We start from the raw sequence: 18178 nt of genomic DNA on the forward strand, positions 1-18178 counted from the left end.
TCGCCCCCGCGCGCTCGAAGCGGCCGCCCCCTTCCCGTATCCCTAGTGTGGGCCGGGGCTCCCCTCGTGGACCACCGGTTTATCCCGGGGGTGCCGGGTCAGCGGCCAGAAGGCCAGGCCGATGAGCAGCGAGATCGCGTGCCCCACGTCGGTGAAGGTGCGGTCGGTCAGCAGCGGCACCGTGAAGAAGGCGACCGCCCCCGCCAGGTAGAACCAGCGCAAGGGCCGGGCCAGCCGGTAGGTCAGGATGCCGATCGAGGCGGCCAGGCCGTAGCTCACCCCGATGTCGACGACGTGCGCCATGCTGCGCGACACGTCGTGGTCCTGGATCGACTCCAGGACGACCTTCTGGCTGATCAGGGTGGCGGCGATGTGCGCCGTCGCGACGACCACCAGCCACCTCGCCGTGCCCAGCCAGCGCTCGACCGGCGCGTGGAAGACCTCGAAGAGGACCGCGTAGAGCAGCAGGTCCGCCGGGTCCTCGATCCAGAACGCGCTGCTGATCAGCGCCCGCACCGGGTGGCGGGCGAGCTCGTGGAGATTGCTGCTGTTGCGGTGCAGCAGATAGTGCTCCAGGCCGTCCGGGGACAGCAGGATGAAGAGGCTGGTGACCGCGATGACGGCCAGCCAGACATGCGTGCCGGGTGACGAACGCACCCACGACCTGATCGGCCGGGACGGTTCGCCACCCGGGGCACGGTGAGAGGTTTCGCGTGGCACGTGTCCGTGCCTATCACCCCGAGCTGGGTGAAAGCCGTGAGAAACCTGAGAAAACGACCGGCGAGAATCGGCCGTCAGAAATTGATCATGTGGCCGGAGATGCCGTGGATCGCTTCCTTCACGGCCTCGCCCAGCGTCGGGTGGGCGTGCACGTTGCGGGCCACCTCGTGGACCGTGAGGTCCCACTGCTGCGCCAGGGTGAGCTCGGGCAGCAGCTCGGTGACGTCGGGGCCGATCAGGTGGGCGCCGACGATCTCGCCGTACTTCGCGTCGGCGACGATCTTGACGAAGCCGGTCGGGTCGCCGAGGCCGTGCGCCTTGCCGTTCGCCATGAAGGGGAACTTCGAGACCTTGACGTCGTAGCCCTTCTCGCGGGCCTGCGCCTCGGTGTAGCCGAAGCTGGCGATCTGCGGCTGGCAGTAGGTCGCGCGCGGGATCATCGCGTAGTCGAGCTCCATCGTCTCGGCGTCCGCGATCGTCTCGGCGGCGATGACGCCCATGGCCTCGGCGGTGTGCGCGAGCATCAGCTTCGCGGTGACGTCGCCGATGGCGTAGATGTGCGGCACGGAGGTGCGGCAGCGGCCGTCCACGTCGATGGCGCCGCGCTCGGTGAGGGCGACCCCCGCGTTCTCCAGGCCGTAGCCGGTGACGTTCGGGGCGAAGCCGATGGCCTGGAGGACCTTGTCGGCCTCCAGCACCTTGCTCGCGCCGTCCTTGCCGGTGACCGTGACGCGGACCTGCGGGCCGGACTCGTCGATGGACTCGACGCGGGTGGAGGTGAGGACGTCGATGCCCAGCTTGCGGTACTGCTTGGCCAGCTCCTTGGACACCTCCTCGTCCTCCAGCGGGGCCATCCGGTCGAGGAACTCGACGATGGTGACCTTGGTGCCGTAGCTGTTCAGCACGTACGCGAACTCGATGCCGATGGCGCCGGCGCCGGCGATGACGATCGACTGCGGGGCGTCCTCGGCGAGGATCTGCTGCTCGTACGAGACGACCCGGTCGCTCAGGGCCGTGCCGGGCAGCAGGCGCGGGCTGGCGCCGGTGGCGATGATGCAGCTGTCGAAGCTGATCGTCTGCGCGGTGCCGTCGGCCTTGTCCACCTGGAGGGTGTTCGCGTCGAGGAAGGTGCCCCGGCCGTCGAACTCGGTGATGCCGTTCTTCTTCATCAGGAAGTGGACGCCCTTGACCCGGCCGTCCGCCACCGTGCGGCTGCGGTTGAACGCCTCGCGGTAGTCGAAGGAGACCGTGCCGTCGACCTTGATGCCGAAGGTCTTGGCCTCGTGCGTGAAGATGTGGGCCAGCTCGGCGTTGCGCAGCAGCGCCTTGGTGGGGATGCAGCCGACGTTCAGGCAGACACCGCCCCAGTACTTCTCCTCGACGACCGCGACCCGCTTGCCCAGCTGGGCGGCGCGGATGGCGGCGACGTAGCCGCCGGGGCCAGCTCCGAGTACGACGACGTCGAAGCGGTCTGACATGACTGACTCCCGAGGGTGGTGAGGGTGTTCGGTCCACGTACGAGGCCACAGTAGTCCCGCCGCCGGACACGGGCCGGGGCCAGCGGAAAGCACAGTTGTAGGATGACTGGGCAACCGGGCGAATCAAGAGCTGTGAGGATGAGGTGACGCCGTGATGGCGCTGAGGGCGGCGGGACGGGTCTCGCTGGTGGACTCCGTGGTGGAGCAGCTGCGCACGCAGCTCAGCGAGGGCGAGTGGGCCGTGGGCGACCGCATCCCCACCGAGCACGAGCTCGCCGAGCTCCTCGGCGTCGGCCGCAACACCGTCCGCGAGGCCGTCCGCGTGCTGGTCCACGCCGGGCTCCTGGAGTCCCGGCAGGGCAACGGCACCTTCGTCAGGTCCACCGCCGACGCCGCCGCCGTGCTGCGCGGTGTGCGGCACGCGGGCGCCCTGGACATCCTGGAGCTGCGCGTCGCGCTGGAGGCCGAGGCCGCGCGCCTCGCGGCGGTGCGCCGGGACACCCACGACCTGCTGCGGCTGCGGGCGGCCCTGACCGGGCTGCGCGAGGGCGGCGACCGGGACGCCGCCGCCGACGTCGCCTTCCACCGGGCGGTCGTCGAGGCCACCCACAACGCGGCCTTCAGCGAGGTCTACCTCTTCTTCTCCGCCCAGGTGCACGAGTCCCTGGACGAGGCGCTCGGCGACCACGCCATGCCGCCGGTCGACATCGACGCCCACGAGACGCTGGTCGCGGCGATCGAGACGGGGGACCCGGACGCGGCGGAGGCGCAGGCGCGCGAACTGCTGCGGGTGCCGATGGAGACCGTCGCGGCCCTGACGGGAGGCGGGCGATGAGCCGGGAGACCTCCGAGGCGGCGCCGGTGGCGCGGGACGGGATCGCGGGGGCCGGTGTCGCGGCGGAAGCCGGGGCCGGGACGGGAGCCGGTGTCGCGGCGGGCGCCGGGGCCGGGACGGGGGCCGGGGCCGGGACGGGGGCCGTCGTCGCGGCGGGCGCCGTCGCGGGCGGCCGGGGCTCCGGCGTGGGCGCGGCGGCACGGCGGGTGGTGCTCGGGCACCCGGCGGTGCTGATGGTCGGCATCGTGCTGGCCTCGCTCAACATGCGGGCCGCGCTGGCGAGCGTCTCGCCGCTGGTGGGCGAGATATCCGAGGCGTACGGACTGTCGTCGACGGCCTCGTCCCTGGTCACCTCGGTCCCGGTGCTCTTCCTCGGCGTCGGCGCGCTGGTCGCGCCCTGGCTCGGGCGGCGCTTCGGCACCGAGCGGGTGTTGTTCGCGGCGCTGTTGCTGCTCGCCGCCGGAATCCTGGCGCGGGTGCTGCCCTCGTCGGCCGCGCTGTACGCCGGCGGCGTCCTGGTGGGCACCGCCATCTCGTTCCTGAACGTCCTGATGCCCGGCCTCATCAAGCGCGACTTCCCGGACCGGGCCGCCTCGATGACCTCCGTCTACACCGGCTCGATGATCGCGGGCGCCACCGTCGTGGCGGCCTGCTCGGTGCCGCTGGAGCGGACGCTCGGCGGCTGGCAGGCGTCCCTGGGCTCCTGGTCGCTGCTCGCGGTGGTGGCCGCGCTGGCCTGGCTCCCGCAGCTGGTGATCTCCCGGGGCGGCGCCGGAGCGGGCGCCGCGCCGGCGCGCCCGGCCACCGCGGCGGGCGGCCCGGCGGTGTCGGTGTGGCGCTCGCCGCTGGCCTGGCAGGTCACCCTGTTCATGGGGCTCCAGTCGCTGTGGTCGTACGTGCTGATCGCCTGGATGCCGACGATCTTCACGGACCACGGGATGAGCCGCTCGACGGCCGGTGTGGTCTTCGCCTTCAACAACCTGATCCAGGTGGCCGGCGCCTTCGCCGTGCCGCTGCTCGCGGGCCGGATGCGGAGCCAGCGCCCGCTGGTCGTGCTGGTGACGACGCTGGTCGCGGCGGGCTACACCGGGCTGATGCTGGCCCCGGTGCAGGGCGCCTGGCTCTGGTCGGGGATCCTCGGCGTCGGCCAGGGCGGCGCGGTGGGCCTCGCGCTCACCCTGATCGTGCTGCGCTCGGGCGACGCGGTGACGGCGGCCCGGCTGTCCGGCATGTCGCAGACCGTCGGCTATCTGCTGGCCTCGGCGGGCCCGCTGGCGGCGGGCGCCCTGCACCAGGCGACGGGCTCCTGGACCCCGCCGATCCTCGCCGTCCTCGGCGTCTGCGCGGCGGCCCTCACGACGGGCCTGCTGGCGGCCCGCAACCGCACCGTCTGAGGCCGGGCGGCGCGCCGGAGCCCCTCGCGGGGCTCCGGCCCAGGCGGCCTACTCCTCGCCCGCGAGCGTCATGCTCCGCAGCTTGTGGCCGGCGAACCAGGTCGCCACGACCGTCACCGCGGCCAGCAGCACCACCGCGGTCGGCAGGGCCACCTCGGAGCTGATCAGACCGTCGCCGGTGACCTTCTCCGCGAGGGCCAGCGCCCACTGCTGGACGCTGAGGGTCTTGGCGCCCGCGATGAGGGAGCCGAACAGGGCCTCCCAGACCAGGGCGTAGACCAGGCCGATGACGACCGCGTGCCGGCTGACCGTGCCCAGCAGCAGGAACAGTGCGCTGTACGCGATCGAGGCGACCAGCGCCGCCACCGTGTAGGCGACCGCGACCTGCTGCCCGTTGCCGTTGAGGATGAAGCCGGCGATCAGCGTGGGCACGGCGGAGAAGACCATCGTCACGGCGATGGCGACGATCAGCTTGGTGAAGACGATGGTGGACCGCTTCACCGGCTTGGACAGCAGATAGACGATCGAGCCGTCGTCGATCTCCGGGCCGATCGCGCCCGTGCCGGCGATCACGCCGATCAGGGGCACCATCGTCGCCAGCGCGAAACCGCCGAGGACGTCGGCCGCGACCTGGTCGTCGGCTCCGTTGAACAGGCGGACCGCCGAGGCGATCAGGAGCAGCAGGGCCGGCAGTCCGAACAGGATCAGGGCCCGTCGGCGGCCGAGCAGGGCCCGGTAGGTGAGCCGGGCGACTGTGGGGTTGTACATCGGTCGGGCTCCTTTCAGGCCGCTACGAGATACGAGAAGACCGATTCCAGGGATTCGTCCGAGGGCGAGACCGTGAGCAGCCGGATGCCCCGCTCCTTGGCCACCTTCGGCAGCAGTTCGGTGAACCGCCCGAAGTCGACGGCCTGGACGCGCAGTCCGCCCTCGGCCGAGTGGTCGACCTCGATGCCGGCCGTCGACGGGTCGGCGATCAGCGCCGCCGCCAGGGCCCGGTCGTCGCTGGAGCGGACGAGGTAGCGGTGCGGCCGGTCCGTCATCAGCCGGCGGATGCGCCGGAAGTCGCCGGAGGCGGCGTGCCGGCCGGCCACGATCACCTCGATGTGCGAGGCGAGCTGCTCGACCTCCTCCAGGATGTGCGAGGAGAACAGGACCGTGCGGCCCTCGGCGCCCATGCGGCGCAGCAGGTCCATCAGCTGCATCCGCTGGCGCGGGTCCATGCCGTTGAAGGGCTCGTCGAGCAGCAGCACGGACGGCTCGTGGACGAGGGCCGAAGCCATCTTCACGCGCTGCCGCATGCCCTTGCTGTACGTGGAGATCTTGCGGTCCTGCGCGTACTCCATCTCGACCGTGGCGAGGGCGCGCCCGGCCTCCTCGTCGCCGAGGCCGTGCAGTTCGGCGTTGGCGACGACGAACTCGCGGCCGGTGAGGAAGTCGTACATCGCCTCGCGCTCGGGGACGACGCCGACCTTCCGGTAGACCGACTCGTTGCGCCAGATCGGCTCGCCGTCGAGGGTGACGGTGCCGGTGGACGGGGGCAGGAAGCCGCCCATCATGTTGATCAGCGTGGACTTCCCGGCGCCGTTGGGACCGAGGAGGCCGGTGACCCCGGGTCCGACGGTCATGGTGACGTCGTTGACCGCCACGACGTTGCCGAACCAGCGCGAGGCGTGGTCGATGGTGAGCGTGGTCACAGTCCGACCTTTCGGTAGCGGCGCATCAGCACGCCGTACGAACCGGCGATGAGCGCGAGGACGACCAGCAGGTAGATCACGCCGACCGCCGTGCCGGGCGCCGCCGCCTCCCCGCCGGGGGCGGCGGTGGGCGCGCCGAGGAAGGCGTCCTGCACACCGCCGATGAGGGTGAGCGGCGAGAAGAGGCCGATCCACTTGACCGCGCCGACGTTGTCGGTGCCGTAGGCGATGCCCTGGAGGGTGCTGACCGCCCCGTAGGAGATCACCAGGGCGGCGATGACGGCGGCGACGCCGAAGCCCCGGCGCGGGGTGAGGGCGGCCATGACGAGGCCGATGCCGCCGAAGAGCAGCGAGAGCAGCGCCACGGAGACGAGCCCCTGGCCGAGCATCTTGGTCTGCTCGGCGAAGTCCATCTTGGCGAGCAGCGAGCCGATCCACAGGATCAGCAGCGGGGAGGCGGTGAGCACGAACATCGCGGAGGCCATCGCCCCGTACTTGGCGAGCACGTAGTCCACGCGCTCGATCGGGCGGGCGAAGTAGAGCGGGACGGTGCGGAAGCGCAGGTCGCGGGAGACCGACTGCGGGGCCTGGGAGGCCAGGAAGATGGCGATCACCATCTGGAGGAAGATCGCGTACTGGGTGTACTCGATCGCCAGCTTCGAGGACTTGGTGACGACCGCGACCGCGACGATGATCAGCGCGGGCACGCACATGACCGCGAAGAGCAGCATCGGCAGCACCTTGGACTTGGCGCTGCGGCCCAGTCCGTAGGCGCCGCGCAGCGACTGGGAGAACAGCGCCCGGCGCGCGGCGGGGCGGCCCAGGCGCGGTCCGTCGTAGCCGCGGTAGCCGATGTTGTGGATCTGCGTGTTCGCCGTGTGGTCGGTGGCCTGGGAGCTCATCGCGTCGGCACCTCCTCCTGCTGCTGCTGCGGCTTGAAGACCTCGGCGATGTGGTGGCGGCGCTGCTCCATGCGGACCAGGCCGAGTCCGAGGCCGGCGACGGTGTCGCGGACCAGGTCGTACGTCTCCTCGCCGGCGGCCTCCAGGAGCAGGATGTGCCCGGCGCCCGGCAGGCCGTCCTCCACGCCCTCGCGCAGGGTCACCCCGGCGGCGGTCAGGGCGGTGCGGAGGGCCTCCGTGCCGTCGGGGTGGGCGTCGGAGTCGGTGACCTCGACCGCGAGGGTCGTGGTGGTGCGGGTGAAGTCGCTGGTGGAGCTGGAGCGGAGCAGCCGGCCGCCGTCGATGACGACGACGTGGTCGCAGGTGCGCTCCAGCTCGCCGAGGAGGTGGGAGGTGACCAGGACCGAGATGCCGAAGTCCGTCCAGACCCGGCGGATCAGGCCGAGCATGTCGTCGCGGCCGACCGGGTCGAGGCCGTTGGTCGGCTCGTCGAGGAGGACCAGCTTCGGGTCGTGCACGAGGGCCTGGGCCAGCTTCACGCGCTGCTTCATGCCCGTCGAGTAGCCGCCCATGGGGCGGTAGCGCTCCTCGTAGAGGCCGACGTGGCGCAGGGTGTCAGCGGTGCGCTCACGGGCGGCGGTGGCGGGCAGGCCGGACATCCGGGCCATGTGCACGACGAACTCGGTCGCCGAGACGTCCGGCGGCAGGCAGTCGTGCTCCGGCATGTAGCCGACGCGCTCACGGATCTGGGCGCCGGAGGTCGTGACGTCGAGTCCGAGGACTTCGGCGCGGCCCTCCGTGGCCGGGGACAGACCAAGAAGAATCTTGATCATCGTCGACTTGCCGGCTCCGTTGGCACCCACAAGTCCGGTCACACCGGGCCCGATGTCCAGGGAGAGCCGGTCGAGAGCGGTCACCCGGGGGAACCGCTTGCTGAGGCTTTCGGTCGCGATCACAGTCACACATACGACGGTAGTGGCGTGCGCCACAGCGGTCGTCAGACCAACGGCTCGATCCCTCTCCGACTCAAGATGTACAAGCCCGTAGGGGAGCCGGGACCAAAGTCTCTGCCCAACAGTACCGGCCACGGTTTTCCACAGGCCGTGCCGGACCCCTTGACTCAGCCGCCGAGCATTGTCACATTCATCGATGTCAAGTTACGTACGCGTAGCGTCGCCGGGCGCTCACACGGGACGGGCGGGTGGCATGGCCTCAGCAGGCACGGCAGGGACGCGCGAACTCACCGCGGAGCTGCGCGGATTCAGAGAGGTGCAGCGCCTCGCGTACGAGTGCGCGGAGGCGGTCTCGGCACAGCTCAAGCCGGGCGTGACGGAGCGCGACGCGGCCCGGATGCAGCGCGAGTGGCTGTACGAGCGGGGCGTGCGGGACTGGTTCCACCGCCCGTTCGCCTGGTTCGGCGACCGCACGGCCTTCGTGGACTTCAAGGTCCCGCTCCAGTTCTTCCCGACGAACCGGCGGCTGGAGGCCGGGATGCCGTTCATCCTGGACATGGCCCCGGTCCACAAGGGCTTCACGGCGGACATCGGCTACTCCGGCTGCCTGGGCCTCGATCCGCTGCACGACAAGCTCCTCGCCGACCTCGCGGAGCACCGCGCGCTGATCCTGCGCGAGGTGCGCGAGCGCCGGACGCTGCGGGAGATCTACGAGGACGTGGACCGCCTGATGGTCCGCCAGGGCTATGCGAACCGGCACCGGGCCTACCCCTTCGGCGTGATCGCCCACAAGATCGACCGGGTGCGGGAGCGCCGCTGGTCGCCGACCGTCTTCGGCTTCGGCACCCAGGCGCTCAAGGGCCTGGCGAGCGACGCCCTGCACGGCCACCGGGACGGCTGGTCGCCGCTCTGGTCGCCGTACCGCTTCTCCGACCACCCGCCGCAGCCGGGCCTGTGGGCGGTCGAGCCGCACCTCGGATTCCGGGGCACGGGCGCGAAGTTCGAGGAGATCCTGGTCGTCACCGACTCCCGGGACCCGGAGCAGAGCGCGTTCTGGCTGGACGACGACCTGCCGCACGTGCGGCGCTGGAGCGAGGAAGAGGTGGCGGTGTGACGACCGACGGGGCGCGGGAGCGCTGGGTCCGCACGGGCGGGATCGAGCTGTGCGTGGCCGAGCTGGGCGACGAGTCCCGGCCGACCGTGCTGCTGGTGCACGGCTATCCGGACTCCAAGGAGGTCTGGTCGGAGGTCGCGGTCCGGCTCGCCGAGCGCTTCCACGTGGTGCTGTACGACGTCCGGGGCCACGGCCGCTCGACGGCTCCGGTCCCGCTGCGCGGCGGGTTCACGCTGGAGAAGCTGACGGACGACTTCCTGGCCGTCGCCGACGCGGTCAGCCCGGACCGCCCGGTCCACCTGGTCGGGCACGACTGGGGCTCGGTGCAGTCCTGGGAGTTCGCGACGGTCCCGCGCACCGAGGGGCGGATCGCCTCCTTCACCTCGATGTCCGGCCCGTCGCTCGACCACTTCGGGCACTGGATCAAGAGCCGGATGACCCGGCCCACCCCGCGCCGGGTCGGCCAGCTCCTCGGCCAGGGCGCCAAGTCCTGGTACGTGTACCTGCTGCACACCCCCGTCCTGCCGGAGCTCGCCTGGCGCGGGCCGCTCGGCAAGCGCTGGCCGCGCCTCCTGGAGCGGCTGGAGCGCGTCCCTGCGGGCGACTACCCGACGCCGTCCCTGGCGAGCGACGCGGCGCACGGCGCCTGGCTCTACCGGGACAACGTGCGCCCGAGGCTCGCCCGGCCGCGCCCCGACGCCTACGCGCACGCGCCGGTGCAGCTGATCACCCCGACCGGCGACGCCTTCCTCTCCGAGCGGCTCTACGACGACCTGGCCGACTGGGTGCCCGACCTCACCCGGCGCACCCTCCCGGCCAAGCACTGGGTGCCGCGTACCCGCCCCGACCAGCTGGCCTCCTGGATCTCCGAGTTCGTCGAGGCGAACGAGGACCCGGCGACCAGGGCGCCGAAGCCGGCGGTCCGCGCCGGGGTGCGCCCGGAGCACGCGGAGCGCTTCGGCGGGCAGCTCGTCCTGGTGACCGGCGCCGCCGGCGGCATCGGCCGGGCCACCGCCTTCGCCTTCGCGGAGGCCGGCGCCCGGGTCGTGGCGGTGGACCGGGACGCCGAAGGGGCCGCCCGTACGGCCGAGATGGCGCGGCTCATCGGCGCGCCCGCGGCCTGGGGCGAGACCGCCGACGTCTCCGACGAGGACGCGATGGAGAAGCTGGCCGCGAAGGTGGCGAGCGAATACGGCGTGCTGGACGTGCTGGTGAACAACGCGGGCATCGGCCTGACCGGCTCCTTCTTCGAGACGACGAGCGAGGAGTGGAAGCGGGTCCTCGACGTCAACCTGTGGGGCGTCATCCACGGCTGCCGGGTCTTCGGCGCGCAGATGGCCGAGCGCGGCCAAGGCGGCCACATCGTCAACACGGCCTCGGCGGCGGCCTTCCAGCCCTCCCGCGCGCTGCCCGCGTACAGCACGTCGAAGGCGGCGGTGCTGATGCTCAGCGAGTGCCTGCGGGCCGAGCTCGCGGACCAGGGCATCGGCGTCTCGGCGATCTGCCCCGGCATCGTCAACACCGGCATCACGTCCACGACCCGGTTCGCCGGCGTCACGGACGAGGCCGAGGAGAAGCGGCGGCAGCGCAAGGCCTCGCGGCTCTACGGGCTGCGCAACTACCCGCCGGAGAAGGTCGCGGACGCGGTCCTGGACGCGGTGCTGCGGGACCGGGCCGTGGTCCCGGTGACGCCCGAGGCGCGGGGCGCGCACCTGGCCTCGCGGTTCACCCCGGGCCTGCTGCGGGCGCTGGCCCGCTGGCAGCCGCCGGCATAGCGGGAGGCGTCGGGGCGGGGCGGTCGTACCATCCCTCGCAGACAGAGGAGAGCGGTCGGTGGGAGTGGTCGTGTCGGAGCATGTGTCGGAGCGGTCGGCTCAGCCGGAGTACCGGATCGAGGATCTGGCCCATCACAGCGGGGCCACGGTCCGGACCATCCGCGCCTACCAGGACCGGGGTCTGCTGCCCCGCCCCGAGCGGCGCGGCCGGTCGAACGTGTACGGGGACACCCATCTGGCACGGCTGCGGCAGATCGCCGACCTGCTGGACCGCGGCTACACCCTGGCCTCCATCAAGGAGCTCCTGGAGGCCTGGGACGCCGGCCGCGGTCTCGGCGGGGTGCTCGGCCTGGTCGCCGAGGTCGACGGCCCCTGGACGGACGAGGAGGCCGACCGGATCTCCCGCGACGAGCTCGACGCCCGCTTCGGCGGCCGCCCCGACGAGGACGCGGTCCGGGAGGCGATCGAGCTGGGCGTCCTGGAGCGCGTCCCGGGCCGCGAGCCCGAGGAGTACCTGGTCCCTAGCCCCCAAGAGCTGGCGGTGGCCGCCGAGTTGTACGCGGCGGGCGTCCCGCTCGGCGCGATCACCGGGCATCTGCGGGAGCTTCGCGGCCAGGTCGAGCACATAGCGTCCCGTTTCCTGGAGTTCACGACCGAGCACGTCTTCGCCCGCTATCTGGAGCACCGCCCGCCGACGGACGCGGACGCGGCGGAGGCGGCCACCCTGGTGCGGCGGCTGCGCCCGCTCGCCCAGCAGACCGTGGACGCCGAACTGGCACGGGCGATGCGTCTGTTCGCGACCCGGCACCTCCAGCAGCACCTCGCCGCGGACACTCCGCTGCCGAGGGGCGAGGAGCCGCGCTCGGTGGCGCTCCCGCCGGAGACGATCCGGGCCGTGCAGCGGCTCGTTGGCCCGCCGCACGTGTCCGCTTTCATCACCGCGGCGACCGAACGAGAGGTACAGAAACGCACATTGGACACTCTCACCTCAAATGCCGCAAATAGCGCCCAAATCACCCAATCCACCTGAGGATAAAGATGCGTTGTCCACAGAATCGCCAAGTAGCCTGTGGATAAACCCACTTGGCTGTGGATCAAACCCGGGGCTTCAATGAATTCATGAACGACGAGAAACGCACCGTGAAGGTGTCGAAATACCTCTCGAAGCACCTCCGCCACCAGCCGGAACGCATCGGACTCGCCCTCGACCCGCAGGGCTGGACCGAGATCGACGCCCTGCTGGCCGCGGCCGCCGCGCACGGCTTCCCGATCACCCGTGCCGAGCTCGACCACGTGGTCGCCGCCAACGACAAGAAGCGCTTCGCCGTCGAGGGCGACCGCATCCGCGCCAGCCAGGGCCACACCGTCGCGGTGGACCTCGGCCTGCCGGCCGCCGAACCGCCCGCGTACCTCTTCCACGGTACGGTCGCCGCCGCGCTGCCCGCCATCCGGACCGAGGGCCTGCGCCCCATGGCCCGCCACCACGTGCACCTCTCAGCGGACCGCGAGACGGCCACCCGGGTCGGCGCCCGCCGCGGCCGGCCGGTGGTGCTGAGCGTCGACGCCGGGGCGATGCACCGGGCCGGACACGTCTTCCACGTCAGCGCCAACGGCGTGTGGCTCACCGACGCCGTACCGCCGGAATTCCTCCGGTTTCCGGGCTGAGAGCCCGCTGAGGCATGATCGTTGTCATGGAGTATCCGCAACTGCCCACCACGGAATCGGCCGTCGCCGCGATCCACGAGATCGCCCGGGAGCGCGGCCGGGAGATGACGGTCACCGACGACATCGGCGCCGACCAGACCTCCCGGCGCACCTCCGCCGCCCTCTTCACCGTCCTCGACCCCGACGGCTCCCTCCCCCACGAGGCCTTCGTCGAGCTCGGCGGCAGCCCCCTGATCACCGTCCTGCTGCACGCCGACGGCGACGCCCGGATCACCGTCGAGGGCATCGGCTTCGACGACGTCCCCCGGGACACGGTCCCCGCCTTCCTGCGCTCCGTGTACGGCGGTCTGGCCCATGTGAAGGGCCGTTTCTTCCCGTCCGGCTGGCAGCTGGTCGTCCCGCTCCCCGGCGACGAGACCTACAAGGAGAGCATCCACATGACCGGACTCACCCCGTGGCTGTCGGGCCGGGTGCGCTGACCCGGCCCCGCCCACGGCCTCTCAGCGCAGCTGGTCGAGCGCCTCGGTGGCGATCTTCTCGAAGACCGACTCGTCGGCCGCGAACACCGAGTCCGCGATCGGCATGTGCACCACCAGCTCGGTGAAGCCCAGCGCGAAGTGGGTCCCCGCGAAGTCCACGAAGGCGTCGAAGGAGTCCAGCGGGCGGTCCGGGGTGAAGCCCGTGAGCAGCACCTTCTCCATCGGCCCGGCCTCCCGGCCGATCTCCGCGCAGGCCTTGCCCAGCTTGGCGATCTGCCCGCGCAGCGCCTCCACGGACTGCTCCGGGGTGCCGTCCTCGAACAGCTTCGGGTCCCCCGTCGTCACCCACGCCTGCCCGTGCCGCGCGGCCAGCCTCAGCCCCCGCGGGCCGGTCGCCGCCACCGCGAACGGCAGCCGCGGGCGCTGTACGCAGCCGGGGATGTTCCGCGCCTCCTCCGCCGAGTAGAACGTGCCCCGCGCGGACACCGCGTCCTCGGTGAGCAGCCGGTCCAGCAGCGGCACGAACTCGGCGAAGCGGTCCGCCCGCTCCTTCGGCGTCCACGCCTCCTGGCCGAGCGCGGTCGCGTCGAAGCCGTTGCCGCCCGCCCCGATGCCCAGCGTGACCCGGCCGCCCGAGATGTCGTCGAGCGAGATCAGCTCCTTGGCCAGCGTCACCGGGTGCCGGAAGTTCGGCGAGGTGACGAGCGTGCCCAGGCGCAGCCGCTCGGTGGCCCCGGCGGCGGCCGTCAGCGTCGGCAGGGCCCCGAACCAGGGGCCGTCCCGGAAGGTCCGCCAGGACAGGTGGTCATAGGTGTACGCGGTGTGGAAGCCGAGCTGCTCAGCGCGCAGCCACTGGTCACGGCCTCCCTCGTGCCAACGACGGGTCGGAAGGATCACGGTACTCAGACGCATGTCACCGACCCTACGGGAAGCGGCGGCGACAGGCCCCGACAGATCCGGCAAGGCCGCTCAGCGCGACAGCCAGCCCAGCAGCGCCGCCGCCGTGAACACCCCGCCCGAGGCCAGCCAGACCGTGCGCCGGGTCAGCGGTCCGGGGCCCGCCGGGGGCTGGGAGTGCGGCACCGGAGCCAGCAGCGCTTCCGCGAAGGCCCGGGCGGTCGCCGGCCGGTCCGCCGGCTCCACCGACATCGCGGCCCGCAGCAGCAGGGCGACGTGCGGCGGGAGCTCCGCCTCGGCCGGGAGCGCCGGCAGTGTCGAGGCGGAGGCGGTCGGCGGCTCGGTCATCAGGGCGGTGGCCCGCCCGCCCGCGCCGAACGGCTTCTTCCCGGTCAGCAGCTCGTACGCGACGACGGCCAGCGCGTACACATCGGCGCGGCCGTCGAACCCGCCGGTCTGGAAGGCCTGTTCCGGCGCCATGTACGCGGGCGTGCCCGTGGTCACCGTCAGCCCCGACGCGTCGGCCAGCTGCTTCGCGCTGCCCAGATCCGCCACCAGCACCTCGGCGGGCCCGGCACCGGTGGCGAGCAGCAGGTTGGACGGCTTGACGTCGCGGTGCACCACACCCGCCTCGTGCAGGACCTGGACCGCGTGGCCCGCCTCGGCGGCCAGCCGCAGCGCCTCCTGCGGATCGCACCGCCCGACCCGGTCCGCCAGGGTGCCGCCGCGTACGTAGTCCATGACGAAGAAGGGCCGGTCCTCCTGCACCCCCACGTCGTGCACGCGGACCACCCGAGGGCTGGCGATCCGGCGCAGCAGCCGCGCCTCCGCCAGGAACCGCTCGCGCACATCGGCGTTGGCCGCCCAGTTGTCGGCCAGCACCTTCACCGCGACCTCGGTGTCGAGCTCCGGATCGTAGGCCTTCCAGACCGTCGCGAAGGAGCCGGCTCCGAGCCGCTCACGGAGGAGGTAACGACCGAGCTTGCGCATGTGGCAGCATTCTGCCGGAGTCGGCGGGAGTGGGGAACTCCCGTTCGGCGGAGGGGTGCCGGAGGGCACGGAACGGGGGGATCCGGGTGTTCGAGGAAGGCGAGCTGGAACGGCTCGTGGCGGCTGCCCAGGCGGGGGACCCGGGAGCGATGGAGTACCTGCTGGCCAAGCTGCGGCCGCTGGTGCTGCGCCGCTGCTCGCGCTTCCTGCCGCACCACGCCGACGCGGAGGAGGCCGCTCAGGACGCGCTGCTGTCGATCAGCACGCACCTGCGCGACTACGGCGGCCACGGCTCCTTCCTGGGCTGGGTGACGGTGATCGCCTCGAACGCCGCCCGGTCCACGTACCGCTCGATGTGCCGGCGCTCCGAGGACAGCCACGCCGACCTCCCCGAATCCGTCGACCCCCGCACCACCAGCGTCATCGCCGGCAGCCGGCTCGACCTGATGGAGGCGCTGGCCGCGCTGGAACAGCAGCACCCCGCCCTGGTGGAGTCCTTCGTGCTCCGCGACCTGGGCGACCTGACCTATGTCCAGGTGGCCGAGCAGCTCGACGCCCCGCTGGGCACGGTCAAGGACCGGATCCACCAGGCCCGCCGCTTCATGCGCGAGCGCCTGGTCGGCGGTCCGTGACCGGCGCTCCCGCGACGGGCGGCAGGGCCGCTGTCCGGCCCCGCTCCGCCGTCGCCGCCCTGGTGGCGGCCGCCGCGCTCGGGCTGGTGACCGGCAGATTCGTCCTGCCCGCGCCCTCCGGATCCGACGCGGCCCCGTCGGCGCGGTCGGCCGGCGGGGCCTCCGGGTCCGCGCCCGCGACACCCGGCGCGACCGCTCCGGCGCCCACGCCCCCGCCCTCGGGCTCCGCATCCGGCTCCGGTTCGCCGAGCGGCGTGAAGGGTGCGACCGGGCCGATGACGAAGGCGAACCTGCTCGGCCCCGAGGCCTTCGGCCCGGACGACGTCACCGGGCGGATCCGCGTCACCGACCGCTTCGGCGACGGGCACTACGCCAACGCGGCCTGCACCGGGGAGAAGACCCTGGAGGAGACCCTGGGCGGGCCCGGTGCCCACTTCCGGGGGCTGACGACCGGCACCCGCACCGACCCGGGCGATCCCACGCTGGCCCTGGACATCGCCGACCAGGTCGCCCGCCAGGTCGCCGCCGAGGCCAAGAGCGCCTCCCTGGCGGAGAACTTCGCCGCGCGCCTGCTGCTCGAACAGGTGCCCTGCCAGGAGGACGTGCCGGGGCACTGGGTCTACGGGAAGACCACGACCCTGCGGCTCGGCCCCGACGTCACCGCGCACTGGCTGGGCTCCTACCCGGGCTCCCTCAACACCACCGGGAAGGCGCCCGAGGGCAAGGAGCCCTGCGGCGGCATCGCCGTGCTGCGCAGCGGCACCCACTACGGAGTGCTGGAGGTCCATGCCTGCCTGGGGACGGCCGCGATGGACCGGGTCGTCAGGACCGCTCTGTCACAGCTGTGAAACAGCGGCCGGACGCTCCAACTTTCCTCCCCTCGGCGGCATCTCCCCCGGTTGTACGAGGACGCGACAGGCGTCCCGACCACCAGGGGGACCACATGAACGAGAACCAGACCGTCCAGCGCACCTCCGGCCGCCGCAACCGCGTCGCCGCCGCGGCCTGCTTCGCCGCCGCGCTCCTCACCGCCACCGTCGTCGGCGCCCAGTCGGCCAGCGCCGACGGGGCCGCCCAGCGCGGCGGGGCCGTCGCCCGCCCGGCCGCGGCCGCCGCGCCCGCGCTCGGCTCCGCCGGCCTCCTCCAGAGCGAGGACCTCGTCCGGCAGGGCCTGAAGCCCCTCGGCGCGACCGTCGAGCTGGCCGGCGGCCAGGCGCTGTCCGCGTGCTCGGGCGAGACGACGATGCGCGGCCTGACCAAGGGCAAGGCCGGCGCGTACGCGTCCGAGAACTGGACCCTCGCCAAGGACGGCATGCTGACCGAGTCGGCCGCGAGCGCCGCCACCGGGGCCACGGCCGCCGCCTGGGAGAAGCAGCTCGTCGCGCTCGTCCAGGACTGCCAGGACGAGCCCGCGGGCCACTGGTACTACGGCCCGGCCCACACCCTGACCACCACCGGCGGCACCGCCCGCTGGTACGCGTCCTACAACGGCGACGGCGCCGTCAGCGGCGGGGTCGCGGTGCTGCGCAGCGGCACCAAGGTCGCCGTCGTCGAGCTCACCGGCCGGGCCGCCCCGGCCTCCTTCCAGGGAACCGCCGCCGCGGCGCTGAAGCGCCTCTCCTCCTGACCCGCGCTCCCGCGCCCCCGCTCCGCCCGCACCGCCGGGCGGAGCGGGGGCGCGGTCACACCCCGGTCAGGTTCCGTCACACTCAGGTGTGCACCCCCTCGCACGCCCGTGCACTTTCTGCGGAACAATGGATCGGTGACCTCACCCCACCTCGCGCGCCCCGATGCCCCGTCCCCGGCCCCCCGGCTGATCGCCACCGACCTCGACGGCACCCTGCTGCGGGACGACAAATCCGTCTCGGAGCGCACGGTCGCCGCCCTCGCCGCCGCCGAGCGGGCCGGCATCGAGGTCTTCTTCGTCACCGGCCGCCCCGCCCGCTGGATGGACGTCGTCAGCGAGCACGTCCACGGCCACGGCCTCGCGATCTGCGCCAACGGCGCCGCCGTCGTCGACCTCCACGCGGGCGGCACCTTCCTGGAGGTCAGGCCGCTGGAGCGGCCCGTCGCCCTGGACGTCGTCCGGGAGCTGCGGGAGGCCGCGCCCGGCACCACCTTCGCCGTCGAGCTCACCACCGGCATCCACTACGAGCCCGACTACCCGCCGTTCTTCCTCGACCCGGGCGCCACCGTGGCCACCGCCGAGAAGCTGCTGTTCGAGGAGGCCCCCGGGGCCGCCGCGCCCGTGCTCAAGCTGCTCGCGCAGCACCCGGAGCTCGACCCCGACGCCTTCCTCGCCACCGCCCGCGAGGCCGCGGGCGACCTGGCCTCGATCACCCGCTCCAGCCCCACCGCCCTGATCGAGATCAGCGGCCTCGGCGTCTCCAAGGCGTCCACCCTCGCCCGCTGCTGCGCCGAGCGGGGCATCACCCCGCAGGAGGTCGTGGCCTTCGGCGACATGCCCAACGACATCGAGATGCTCGGCTGGGCCGGCCGCTCGTACGCGATGGGCAACGCCCACCCGGACGTGGTCGCCGCCGCCTCCGGCCGCACCTCGGACAACAACGAGGACGGCGTGGCCGTGATCATCGAACAGCTCGTCGCCGAGGCGGCGGCCGACCGGTCCTAGCACCCGACCGGTCCT

Annotated in this window: 19 protein-coding genes; 11 read left to right on the top strand and 8 right to left on the bottom strand. The window is 72.6% G+C overall.

Annotated features, from left to right (window positions below; translation table 11 throughout):
- Positions 1-42: 42 nt before the first annotated feature.
- Positions 43-657: a rhomboid-like protein gene (locus ACZ6J5_RS24940; protein WP_469395001.1), complete on the bottom strand. Its 615-nt coding sequence runs from the start codon at positions 655-657 to the stop codon at positions 43-45.
- 137 nt (positions 658-794) lie between these two features.
- The gene (gene lpdA / locus ACZ6J5_RS24945; RefSeq protein WP_469395003.1) at positions 795-2198 is read right to left on the bottom strand and encodes a dihydrolipoyl dehydrogenase; all 1404 of its coding nucleotides are present in this window, start codon (positions 2196-2198) and stop codon (positions 795-797) included.
- 154 nt (positions 2199-2352) lie between these two features.
- Between lpdA and ACZ6J5_RS24950 the strand changes: the two genes are divergently transcribed.
- Together ACZ6J5_RS24950 and ACZ6J5_RS24955 are read left to right on the top strand one after the other, a co-directional pair.
- Positions 2353-3033 (top strand): FadR/GntR family transcriptional regulator, encoded by a 681-nt coding sequence (locus tag ACZ6J5_RS24950; protein ID WP_469395228.1) that lies wholly within the window; start codon positions 2353-2355, stop codon positions 3031-3033.
- A complete protein-coding gene (locus tag ACZ6J5_RS24955) occupies positions 3030-4427 on the top strand; it encodes a CynX/NimT family MFS transporter (protein WP_469395005.1) in 1398 nt (465 codons plus the stop codon). The genes ACZ6J5_RS24950 and ACZ6J5_RS24955 overlap by 4 nt, the downstream gene beginning before the upstream one ends.
- 48 nt (positions 4428-4475) lie before the next feature.
- On the opposite strand, the gene ACZ6J5_RS24960 is transcribed toward ACZ6J5_RS24955, so the two are convergent.
- Genes ACZ6J5_RS24960 through ACZ6J5_RS24975 form a run of 4 tightly spaced genes read right to left on the bottom strand, consistent with a single transcriptional unit; the run spans position 4476 to position 7982 of the window.
- On the bottom strand, positions 4476-5195 hold the full coding sequence (locus ACZ6J5_RS24960; RefSeq protein WP_469395006.1) for an ABC transporter permease: 720 nt from the start codon (positions 5193-5195) through the stop codon (positions 4476-4478).
- A 14-nt stretch (positions 5196-5209) separates the two neighbouring features.
- The gene (locus tag ACZ6J5_RS24965; protein WP_469395008.1) at positions 5210-6124 is read right to left on the bottom strand and encodes an ABC transporter ATP-binding protein; all 915 of its coding nucleotides are present in this window, start codon (positions 6122-6124) and stop codon (positions 5210-5212) included.
- On the bottom strand, positions 6121-7026 hold the full coding sequence (locus tag ACZ6J5_RS24970; RefSeq protein ID WP_469395010.1) for an ABC transporter permease: 906 nt from the start codon (positions 7024-7026) through the stop codon (positions 6121-6123). The genes ACZ6J5_RS24965 and ACZ6J5_RS24970 overlap by 4 nt, the downstream gene beginning before the upstream one ends.
- Positions 7023-7982 carry an ABC transporter ATP-binding protein gene (locus ACZ6J5_RS24975; RefSeq protein WP_469395230.1) on the bottom strand — a complete coding sequence of 320 codons (960 nt, stop codon included), beginning with the start codon at positions 7980-7982 and terminating at the stop codon, positions 7023-7025. The genes ACZ6J5_RS24970 and ACZ6J5_RS24975 overlap by 4 nt, the downstream gene beginning before the upstream one ends.
- 250 nt (positions 7983-8232) lie before the next feature.
- On the opposite strand from ACZ6J5_RS24975, the gene ACZ6J5_RS24980 reads away from it, so the two are divergent.
- The 5 genes from ACZ6J5_RS24980 to ACZ6J5_RS25000 all read left to right on the top strand — a co-directional run bounded on the left by ACZ6J5_RS24980 (position 8233) and on the right by ACZ6J5_RS25000 (position 13012).
- A complete protein-coding gene (locus ACZ6J5_RS24980) occupies positions 8233-9093 on the top strand; it encodes a M24 family metallopeptidase (protein WP_469395011.1) in 861 nt (286 codons plus the stop codon).
- Positions 9090-10868, top strand: coding sequence for an SDR family oxidoreductase (locus ACZ6J5_RS24985; RefSeq protein ID WP_469395013.1), 1779 nt, complete (start codon positions 9090-9092; stop codon positions 10866-10868). Before ACZ6J5_RS24980 ends, ACZ6J5_RS24985 begins: the two co-directional genes overlap by 4 nt.
- Positions 10869-10938: 70 nt before the next feature.
- Positions 10939-11898 carry a MerR family transcriptional regulator gene (locus tag ACZ6J5_RS24990; RefSeq protein WP_469395015.1) on the top strand — a complete coding sequence of 320 codons (960 nt, stop codon included), beginning with the start codon at positions 10939-10941 and terminating at the stop codon, positions 11896-11898.
- A gap of 89 nt (positions 11899-11987) precedes the next feature.
- Positions 11988-12533, top strand: coding sequence for an RNA 2'-phosphotransferase (locus ACZ6J5_RS24995; protein WP_469395017.1), 546 nt, complete (start codon positions 11988-11990; stop codon positions 12531-12533).
- 26 nt (positions 12534-12559) lie between these two features.
- Positions 12560-13012 carry a hypothetical protein gene (locus tag ACZ6J5_RS25000; RefSeq protein WP_469395019.1) on the top strand — a complete coding sequence of 151 codons (453 nt, stop codon included), beginning with the start codon at positions 12560-12562 and terminating at the stop codon, positions 13010-13012.
- 21 nt (positions 13013-13033) lie between these two features.
- Here the strand turns inward: ACZ6J5_RS25000 and ACZ6J5_RS25005 are convergent, their stop codons facing one another.
- Together ACZ6J5_RS25005 and ACZ6J5_RS25010 are read right to left on the bottom strand one after the other, a co-directional pair.
- Positions 13034-13924 carry an LLM class flavin-dependent oxidoreductase gene (locus tag ACZ6J5_RS25005; protein WP_469395021.1) on the bottom strand — a complete coding sequence of 297 codons (891 nt, stop codon included), beginning with the start codon at positions 13922-13924 and terminating at the stop codon, positions 13034-13036.
- 57 nt (positions 13925-13981) lie between these two features.
- Complete coding sequence (locus ACZ6J5_RS25010; RefSeq protein ID WP_469395023.1) at positions 13982-14899, bottom strand: serine/threonine-protein kinase; 918 nt, start codon at positions 14897-14899, stop codon at positions 13982-13984.
- An 86-nt stretch (positions 14900-14985) separates the two neighbouring features.
- Between ACZ6J5_RS25010 and ACZ6J5_RS25015 the strand changes: the two genes are divergently transcribed.
- The 4 genes from ACZ6J5_RS25015 to ACZ6J5_RS25030 all read left to right on the top strand — a co-directional run bounded on the left by ACZ6J5_RS25015 (position 14986) and on the right by ACZ6J5_RS25030 (position 18163).
- The gene (locus ACZ6J5_RS25015; RefSeq protein ID WP_469395025.1) at positions 14986-15531 is read left to right on the top strand and encodes an RNA polymerase sigma factor; all 546 of its coding nucleotides are present in this window, start codon (positions 14986-14988) and stop codon (positions 15529-15531) included.
- 275 nt (positions 15532-15806) lie between these two features.
- Positions 15807-16379, top strand: a complete 573-nt coding sequence (locus tag ACZ6J5_RS25020) for a hypothetical protein (protein WP_469395027.1) — start codon at positions 15807-15809, stop codon at positions 16377-16379.
- 95 nt (positions 16380-16474) lie between these two features.
- On the top strand, positions 16475-17158 hold the full coding sequence (locus ACZ6J5_RS25025; RefSeq protein ID WP_469395029.1) for a hypothetical protein: 684 nt from the start codon (positions 16475-16477) through the stop codon (positions 17156-17158).
- A 135-nt stretch (positions 17159-17293) separates the two neighbouring features.
- Positions 17294-18163 carry a Cof-type HAD-IIB family hydrolase gene (locus ACZ6J5_RS25030; protein WP_469395031.1) on the top strand — a complete coding sequence of 290 codons (870 nt, stop codon included), beginning with the start codon at positions 17294-17296 and terminating at the stop codon, positions 18161-18163.
- Positions 18164-18178: the final 15 nt, after the last annotated feature.

This window comes from Streptomyces sp. NPDC042100 (assembly GCF_055582325.1).

Excerpts from the sequence above, each read along its gene's own strand:
- lpdA (WP_469395003.1), bottom strand. The coding sequence starts at position 2,198 with ATGTCAGACCGCTTCGACGTCGTCGTACTCGGAGCTGGCCCCGGCGGC.
- ACZ6J5_RS24970 (WP_469395010.1), bottom strand. The coding sequence starts at position 7,026 with ATGAGCTCCCAGGCCACCGACCACACGGCGAACACGCAGATCCACAAC.
- ACZ6J5_RS24950 (WP_469395228.1), top strand. The coding sequence starts at position 2,353 with ATGGCGCTGAGGGCGGCGGGACGGGTCTCGCTGGTGGACTCCGTGGTG.
- ACZ6J5_RS24960 (WP_469395006.1), bottom strand. The coding sequence starts at position 5,195 with ATGTACAACCCCACAGTCGCCCGGCTCACCTACCGGGCCCTGCTCGGC.
- ACZ6J5_RS25000 (WP_469395019.1), top strand. The coding sequence starts at position 12,560 with ATGGAGTATCCGCAACTGCCCACCACGGAATCGGCCGTCGCCGCGATC.
- ACZ6J5_RS25010 (WP_469395023.1), bottom strand. The coding sequence starts at position 14,899 with ATGCGCAAGCTCGGTCGTTACCTCCTCCGTGAGCGGCTCGGAGCCGGC.
- ACZ6J5_RS25005 (WP_469395021.1), bottom strand. The coding sequence starts at position 13,924 with ATGCGTCTGAGTACCGTGATCCTTCCGACCCGTCGTTGGCACGAGGGA.
- ACZ6J5_RS24955 (WP_469395005.1), top strand. The coding sequence starts at position 3,030 with ATGAGCCGGGAGACCTCCGAGGCGGCGCCGGTGGCGCGGGACGGGATC.
- ACZ6J5_RS25020 (WP_469395027.1), top strand. The coding sequence starts at position 15,807 with ATGACGAAGGCGAACCTGCTCGGCCCCGAGGCCTTCGGCCCGGACGAC.
- ACZ6J5_RS24980 (WP_469395011.1), top strand. The coding sequence starts at position 8,233 with ATGGCCTCAGCAGGCACGGCAGGGACGCGCGAACTCACCGCGGAGCTG.
- ACZ6J5_RS24995 (WP_469395017.1), top strand. The coding sequence starts at position 11,988 with ATGAACGACGAGAAACGCACCGTGAAGGTGTCGAAATACCTCTCGAAG.
- ACZ6J5_RS25025 (WP_469395029.1), top strand. The coding sequence starts at position 16,475 with ATGAACGAGAACCAGACCGTCCAGCGCACCTCCGGCCGCCGCAACCGC.